Origin of the sequence: Streptomyces sp. NPDC007162, from assembly GCF_040634175.1 — a bacterium.
In the GTDB taxonomy this organism is placed as follows: Bacteria; Actinomycetota; Actinomycetes; order Streptomycetales; family Streptomycetaceae; genus Streptomyces.
Map to the genome: position 1 here is coordinate 1 of NZ_JBEYFC010000481.1, position 6,839 is coordinate 6,839.

Consider the following 6,839-nt stretch of genomic DNA (forward strand, 5'->3'; position numbering starts at 1 on the left):
GCCGCGCGCCGACGACCGCGAGAACCCGCTGCGGCTCGGGTTCGTGCCGGTCAGGCCTTGGTGCCGTCCGCCGGGGCGAGCAGGACCGCCGTGGCGGTGCGGTGCGCGACGGCGTCACTCACCCGCGGGTCGAACAACGCCTCGACGGCGTTGCGGTGGTGCGGGCTCAGCACGATGAGATCGGCACCGAACTCCTCGGCCGTCTCCGAGATGACGTCCGCGACCTGCGTCGTGAGCCCCCGCACGAGGGTCCCCTCGGCCTTGATCCCCCGCTCGCGCAGATCCGCCAGCGCCTCGTCCAGAACGGACTTCGCCTCGGTGTCGTCCTCCAGGGCGACGACCGCGGACACGGAGACGGCGGAGGTGATGACGTGCACGACGCGGACCTCGGCGTTCGTCAGCTGCGCCAGCTCACCGGCCAGTCGCACGGCGGAGCCGCGGGCGGGGCTGGGATCGACGGCGACCAGGATGCGCTGAAACACGGACACTTCTGTTCCCCTTTCGGGAGGGTGGAAGGGCAACTCGGTGATCAGGGACGCCGGATCACGGCGTGTCGGGTCGGCGCGTCCGGCGCCGAACGAGTTCTTCCACCCCACCCGGTGATCATCTCACCGTCCCCGGGACCGGCGAACGGCGGGTGTGTGTAACGGCCACTGAACGGTCGGAGTCCGGGCGGTGCCGACCTCACCCGGTGACGTTCTTGAGGTGCGGTACGACCCGGGTGAGCCGGACGACACCCCACAGGATCAGGCCGGCCCCGATCGCCTCGGGCAGCAGCCACCAGCCGGTACGGACCGACTCGCCGAACAGGATGACCCCCAGCGTCAGGCTCACCGCCGCGTCGCCGATGGTCAGCGCCGGCTGGGAGGCGACCAGCGGACCGGCCTGCAGCGCGTTCTCCAGGAACATCAGCGCCGCGATCCCGGTGAGCGCGCAGGCGTACGTCTGCCAGGTGGTGAGGAAGGCCGGCAGGCCCGCGTCGGCGAGGCGGTCGGTGGCCGACTTCATGAACGCGGCGGCGAGCGCGTTGCCGACCGCGGCGCCCGTGGCCAGGGCCGCCGCGCGGAACAACGGTGACGAGGACGACCTCACGAGCAGCACGGTCACGGCGATGGCGCCCAGGGTCAGGGCCAGGACCGGGATCCAGCGGGTCATCGGCGCCTGCTGCCGGCCCCCGTGCGGCGCGGCCGAGGCCAGCAGCAGGGCCAGACCCGCCACCACGCCCGCGATCGCCCACCAGCCCGCCGGGTTCGGCCGACGGTGCAGCAACGGCACGGCGATCAGCAGGGCGAACGGCAGCTCCAGCATGAACAGCGGCTGCACCAGCGCCATCGGGCCGTTGACCAGCGCGAGTGCCTGGAAGACGGCGGCCCCCGTGACCCCGGCGATCCCGACAGCCCAGGCGGGCCGCCGGGCCAGCGCGAGCAGCAGGCGCAGTCCGGTACGGCCCGGCAGGGTGGACGCGGCCTTGCGCTGGAAGGCCGTGCCCGTCGCGTTGCTGACGGCACCCAGGACGGCGAAGAGCACGGCGAGCACCATCATGGTTCCAGCATGCCCCGAGCACCCCGCACGCCACGGTCCGACGCCCGCCATCACCGGGTGAACGCGCACTTCGCCGCCGCCGACGGCGCCCCTGGCAGGCCGTTACGGCCGGAGCACGATCTTGCCTCGGGCGTGCCGCCCTTCGAGTTCACGGAACGCCTCCCGCACGCGTTCCAGCGGGTACACGCCGGCGATCGGCACGTCCAGATCCCCACGCGCGGCGAGCCGGGCGAGTTCACCGAGGACGACCGCACACGCCGCCGAGCCCTCCCCGTAGGTCCGCGCGCCCACCTCGCCCGCGGCGGACCAGTCGCGGATCGTGTTGATCCGGTCCGGCCGCACCCCGAGTTCCACGGCCATGCGCACATAGCCGTCGCCGTGGGTGTCGATGAACGCGTCGACGCGCCCGTCGGCGGCCTGCCGGACCCGCTCCGCCGCGCCCGCTCCGTAGGCGACCGGGACGATGCCGTGGTCCGCGAGCCAGGCGTGGTTCCGGTCGCTCGCCAGCCCGATGACGGTGGCGCCCCGCCGTCGCGCCAGCTGTACGGCGAGCGCCCCGACCCCGCCTGCCGCACCGGACACCACCACGGTGTCGCCGGGCTGGGGGTCCACCGCGAACACGGTGGCGTAGGCGGTGGTGCCGGCCACGTACAGCGCCCCGGCCACGTCCCAGTCGAGCCCCTTCGGGCGGGACACCAGGTTCACGTCGTCGACCACGACGTATTCCGCGTGGCTCGCCCGCCGGTGGGTGAAGCCGAGGACCTCGTCGCCCACCGCGAAACCACGTACTTCGGGACCGGTCTCGGCCACGACACCGGCGAGATCGCTGCCCTGCCCGGACGGGAACGTCGCCGGCCAGCGTCCGTGCCGGGCTCCCTCGCGGATCATCACCTCGCCGGGCTGGATCCCGGCGGCCCGGACCTCGACCAGCACCTGCCCGGGGCCCGGCGCGGGCCGCGCCACCTCATCGACCCGCAGTACCTCGATTCCGCCGTAGCCGTGGAACCGGACCGCTCTCATCGCGTGATCACCGTCCCGGGGACGGGAGTGCCGTGCGGTGTCGTCGTCATGCGCACATGCTGGCAGGTCACAGATGCGGGCGGTGGCCCTTTTCCTGGCGGGGGTAGATCTGGTCGGCCCCAGGGAGGACGGGCTCGGGGAGGGTGGCGACCTCCTCCACCGCCTTCGCCAGCTGTTGGGCGGTGTCGTGCGGCAGCCGCGGCGGCCGCGGGCGGGCGTCGCGGAAGCGGAAGGCCGAGAGGAGGTCGCCGAACGCGCGCCGGCGCCACTGGCTGACGTTGGGTTCCTCGACGCCGGTGAGGCGTTCGAGGAACCGCAGGGCGGAGGTGTGGTCGAAGGCCTCGGAGGCGACCCAGCCGCCGACGGTCCAGGGGGAGACGATGACGGCCGGGACCCGGAAGCCGCCGCCGATCGGCAGCCCCTGGATGAACTCGTCCGGTGTGCCAACCGGTGGGGTGGGCGGTGCCACGTGGTCGAACAGACCGTCGTTCTCGTCGTAGGCGAGGATGAACACGGTCTTGCGCCACACCTCGGGGTTGGCGGCGATGGCCTCGATCTTCGCGGCGACGAAGTCCGCGCCGGCGGCGGGCAGGTAGTCGGGGTGCTCCGACTGGAAGCTGGTCGGCATGATCCAGCTGACGTCCGGCAGGCGGTCGTTGCGGGCGTCGTCCTCGAAGGTGCCCTCGGGCTGCGGGCGCACCCCGCGCTCGTACAGGTCGCTGCCCGGCTTCGCGTTCTTGAACGCGGCGAACTGCTCCAGCACGTTGCAGCTGTAGTCGTCCTCCTGCTGGTAGACCTTCCAGCTGACCCCCGCGGCCTGCAGCCGCTCGGCGTAGGTGGTCCACCGGTACGGCGTCGGGGCGACGTTGCCGATGACCGGGCCGCCGTGGGTGCCGGCCGGATCGATGCTCCCGGTCATCCACATCAGACGGTTGGGCCAGGTGGGCCCCAGGACGGAGCAGTAGTAGTGGTCGCAGACGGTGAAGGTCTCCGCGAGGGCGAACTGGAAGGGGATGTCCTCGCGGGTGTAGTAACCCATGACGTAGGGGGCGGCGGCACCGTCGGCGGCACGGTGGGCAGGCAGCCAGCGGTCCATTTTGCCGTTGTTCCAGGCCTGGTGCTGCACCGACCAGGCGTGGCTGGTGGAGGGGATGGCCTGGGCGCTAGACCTGCGCGTGTCGAGGTGGAACGGCAGCAGATAGCCCCTGGGGTTGGCGGCGTCGGGCTGGTAGAAGACGGACCGCCCGTCGTCCAGCCGCAGCGCACGCGGGTCGGCGAAGCCGCGGACGCCGGGGAGGGTGCCGAAGTAGTGGTCGAAGGACCGGTTCTCCTGCATCAGCATGACGACGTGTTCGATGTCGTGCGGGGAGCCGCCGCGCGGGGGCCCGGCGGCGACGGCCTTCTGGACGCTGGGTGGCAGCAGCGTGAGGGCCGCGGCGCCACCGAGCGCGCCCGCGGCCGAACCGAGGAGTCTGCGACGGGTCAACTCAGCCATGGACGCCCCTTTCTGGGGCTCGCCGGGGGACGGGACAGGTGCGGGAGCGACGGCGGGCCCGCCCGCGGGACGGACCGGCCGTTCACTCACTGGCCCGGCGCGAGTATGTAGGTGTTGAGCGTGCCCACGGCCGAGAGCGGGGTGGGGGAGCCGGTGTCGTAGCGGTCCACGGCAAGGTAGTTGGGCTTCTTGCGAGCGGCGGGCGTGCAGAAGTTCTGGGCGCGGTTGAGGAGTTTGCCGTTGTCCGTGGCGGCGGTGGAGGCGATGGGGTAGTCCCGGAAGTGGTTCATGACGAACAGCGGGTGGAAGGCGGACGAGTCGGCGGTGAGGGGTCTGCCGGTGCCCCAGCGGCTGTAGCAGGACCAGTCGGAGTCTCCGAGTCCGCCGCCCATGGACCAGTAGTTCTCCACGGTCCATTCGCGCTGGTACATGACGCCGAAGGTGTCCCGGGTGGTCCAGCCGTCCGCGGTGTCGCTCGCCCGGGTGCGGTCGCTGAAGATCAGGAGCTGCTTGCCGCGGGCGGCGAGATCGGCCATCGTGGGCCAGCCCTTGGTGGCCGCGCCCTCCTGGTCCGGCCGGTACAGCACGTCGTAGAGGCCGCTGACGGACGCCAGGGACGACTTCAGTACGTCGGAGGAGGCGTAGTCCTCCAGGAAGACCGTGGCGAACTGACCGGGGTGGGCCTTGAGGAAGTCGACGATGCGCTGGAGGTCGGTGGCGAGCGGCACGGGGCTGCTGACGCCGTCGCAGCTGTTGTGACAGAGGACGGCCTGGCCGGAGACGGTGTAGTCGTCGAGCATGAAGCCGCGCACGCCGTCGTTCAGCTGGCGGCTGATGCCGTAGTTCTGGTTGGGGAACAGGTTGACGGGGAACGAGGCGAAGTTCCCGTCGGCGCCGTTGGCGAAGGCGTTGTGCGCGGTGAGGAAGGTGACCTGGTCGAGGGTGCGGGTGTCGGCTGAGGGCATCGCCGAGGTGGCGTACGAGACCGGGGTCAGGTACCAGCGGGCGAGGTCGCCCGCGGAGCCGAGCTGTACGACGCCGGTGTCCGACGACGAACCGGTGAGGTACTGCGCGGTGCCCGGGGCCGTGACCGTGTAGGTGCCGTCGGCGCCGGCGGTGACGCTCCAGGTGGTGCCGTCGGCGCCGCAGGCGGCGGTCACCGCGGCGGTGCCACTGCGTCCGAGGCAGGTGCCGGACTCGTCGGCGTTCCGTAGCTGGTAACCGCCGCCGACCGCGACCGGCGACCACTGCTGGTGGTCCTCGTTGCCCTTGGGGTTGTGGGCCACGACGGTGCCACCGCTGTCGGCCGCGTCGAGGCCGGTGACGTAGTTCTGGAGGTAGACCGGGGAGGTGGGCACCGCCGCCGACGCGGTGCCCGGGAGCAGGACGGGCGCCGACAGGGCGAGGACGGCGGAACAGCACAGGACGCGCAGGGGGCGCAGACGCACGGGGATTCCCTTCACTCTGGCAGGGCACGGAGTGCCAACGCTGTCAGAGGCATGAGATACCCGGTGGCACGTGTGATGCGCCAGTCGTTCCGACTGAATTCCTTTTCCGGCAGGGCGATGTGAGGGCCCGTCACCCGTGTGGGTGGCATGGCGGACGCGGCGGCGGCCCTGGGGCGGGCAAGTCGACCGGCGGCCGCCTGCTCACCGACCGGCACCACTACGCGACCGACGACGTGATGGCGGACCACGCCGCTCGCACCACCCGAGCCGCTCGCGACCGCATGTTCACGGAACGGCTCCGCGCGGAAACGGCGCGACTCCACCCGCGCACGATCCGGGTGGACACCGCACTGACCGAGGACGAACTCACCGCACAGGTGCTCGCGGCGTTCCGGGGAGCTCTCGCAAGCGGACCGGGGTGACGCAGGTCACCGCCTTGTGAGCGCCAATCCAGGAATGTGTGCGCATGTCATCCCGCTGCAACGTTCTTGGGGTGTGCTGGGCAACGGTGCTCGGCGCGGTCGGCCCCGGAGGCGGAAGCGTCTGCGGAGCCCCCGTCCCCGCTGACCGTCCCCGGACCGCCGTCTTTGAAAGGTCTTCCCGCTCACCATGCCTCTGGCTCTGCTGGCCCTCGCCGTCGTCACGTTCGGCATCGGCACCACCGAGTTCGCCACCATGGGACTGTTGCCCCAGATAGCGGACGGCGTCGGAGTTTCCGTGCCGCACGCCGGCAACCTCGTGTCGGCCTATGCTCTCGGCGTCGTCGTCGGCGCCCCCGTACTGACCGGCATCGGCGCGCGCGTCCCCCACAAGCGACTGCTGCTCCTGCTGACCGGGCTGTTCGTGGTCGGCAACACGGCGTCCGCGCTCGCCCCGAACTTCGGCCTGCTCTTCGCCGCCCGTTTCCTGGCCGGACTGCCGCACGGCGCACTGTTCGGCGTGGGCGCGGTCGTCGCCTCCAGGCTGGTGGCCCCGGACCGCGCCGCCCGCGCCGTCTCCCGGGTCTTCCTGGGCCTCACCATCGCGAACATCATCGGCGTCCCCGCCGGTACGGCCCTCGGTCAGCACCTGGGCTGGCGCTACGCCTACTGCGCGGTCGCCGTCATCGGCCTGGTGGCGCTGGCCGCGCTCGCCCTCCTCGTCCCCCACCAGCCGCGCGGCCCGCAGGCGGGCATCCGCCGGGAACTGCGGGCGATGGGCAACCGGCAGGTCTTCATCGGACTGGCGACCGCCGTCGTCGGGTTCGGCGGTTTCTTCGCGGTCTACAGCTACCTCGTGCCCATGCTGACCCACCTGACCGGCATCTCCGACTCCTCCACCACCCTGGTCCTCGC

At 71.9% G+C, this 6,839-nt stretch carries 7 protein-coding genes; 2 read left to right on the forward strand and 5 right to left on the reverse strand.

Annotated elements, in window-relative coordinates:
• Window positions 1–50: 50 nt before the first annotated feature.
• From ABZ646_RS36695 to ABZ646_RS36715, 5 genes are all read right to left on the reverse strand, one after another.
• Window positions 51–482: a universal stress protein gene (locus ABZ646_RS36695; RefSeq protein WP_360529029.1), complete on the reverse strand. Its 432-nt coding sequence runs from the start codon at window positions 480–482 to the stop codon at window positions 51–53.
• Window positions 483–684: 202 nt separating this feature from the next.
• Window positions 685–1,542, reverse strand: coding sequence for a DMT family transporter (locus ABZ646_RS36700; protein WP_360529014.1), 858 nt, complete (start codon window positions 1,540–1,542; stop codon window positions 685–687).
• 102 nt (window positions 1,543–1,644) lie between these two features.
• On the reverse strand, window positions 1,645–2,562 hold the full coding sequence (locus tag ABZ646_RS36705) for an NADP-dependent oxidoreductase (protein ID WP_360529017.1): 918 nt from the start codon (window positions 2,560–2,562) through the stop codon (window positions 1,645–1,647).
• A 67-nt stretch (window positions 2,563–2,629) separates the two neighbouring features.
• Window positions 2,630–4,057 carry an alkaline phosphatase family protein gene (locus ABZ646_RS36710; protein WP_360529020.1) on the reverse strand — a complete coding sequence of 476 codons (1,428 nt, stop codon included), beginning with the start codon at window positions 4,055–4,057 and terminating at the stop codon, window positions 2,630–2,632.
• A gap of 86 nt (window positions 4,058–4,143) precedes the next feature.
• The gene (locus tag ABZ646_RS36715; RefSeq protein WP_360529032.1) at window positions 4,144–5,499 is read right to left on the reverse strand and encodes an RICIN domain-containing protein; all 1,356 of its coding nucleotides are present in this window, start codon (window positions 5,497–5,499) and stop codon (window positions 4,144–4,146) included.
• 125 nt (window positions 5,500–5,624) lie between these two features.
• On the opposite strand from ABZ646_RS36715, the gene ABZ646_RS36720 reads away from it, so the two are divergent.
• Together ABZ646_RS36720 and ABZ646_RS36725 are read left to right on the forward strand one after the other, a co-directional pair.
• The gene (locus ABZ646_RS36720; RefSeq protein ID WP_360529023.1) at window positions 5,625–5,927 is read left to right on the forward strand and encodes a hypothetical protein; all 303 of its coding nucleotides are present in this window, start codon (window positions 5,625–5,627) and stop codon (window positions 5,925–5,927) included.
• A gap of 187 nt (window positions 5,928–6,114) precedes the next feature.
• Window positions 6,115–6,839: MFS transporter (locus tag ABZ646_RS36725; protein WP_360529026.1), on the forward strand; the 725-nt coding region annotated here is incomplete at its 3' end.

What these genes read in the sequence shown, in the direction of transcription:
- ABZ646_RS36700 (WP_360529014.1), bottom strand. Translation starts at nt 1,542, where the DNA reads ATGATGGTGCTCGCCGTGCTCTTCGCCGTCCTGGGTGCCGTCAGCAAC.
- ABZ646_RS36705 (WP_360529017.1), bottom strand. Translation starts at nt 2,562, where the DNA reads ATGAGAGCGGTCCGGTTCCACGGCTACGGCGGAATCGAGGTACTGCGG.
- ABZ646_RS36710 (WP_360529020.1), bottom strand. Translation starts at nt 4,057, where the DNA reads ATGGCTGAGTTGACCCGTCGCAGACTCCTCGGTTCGGCCGCGGGCGCG.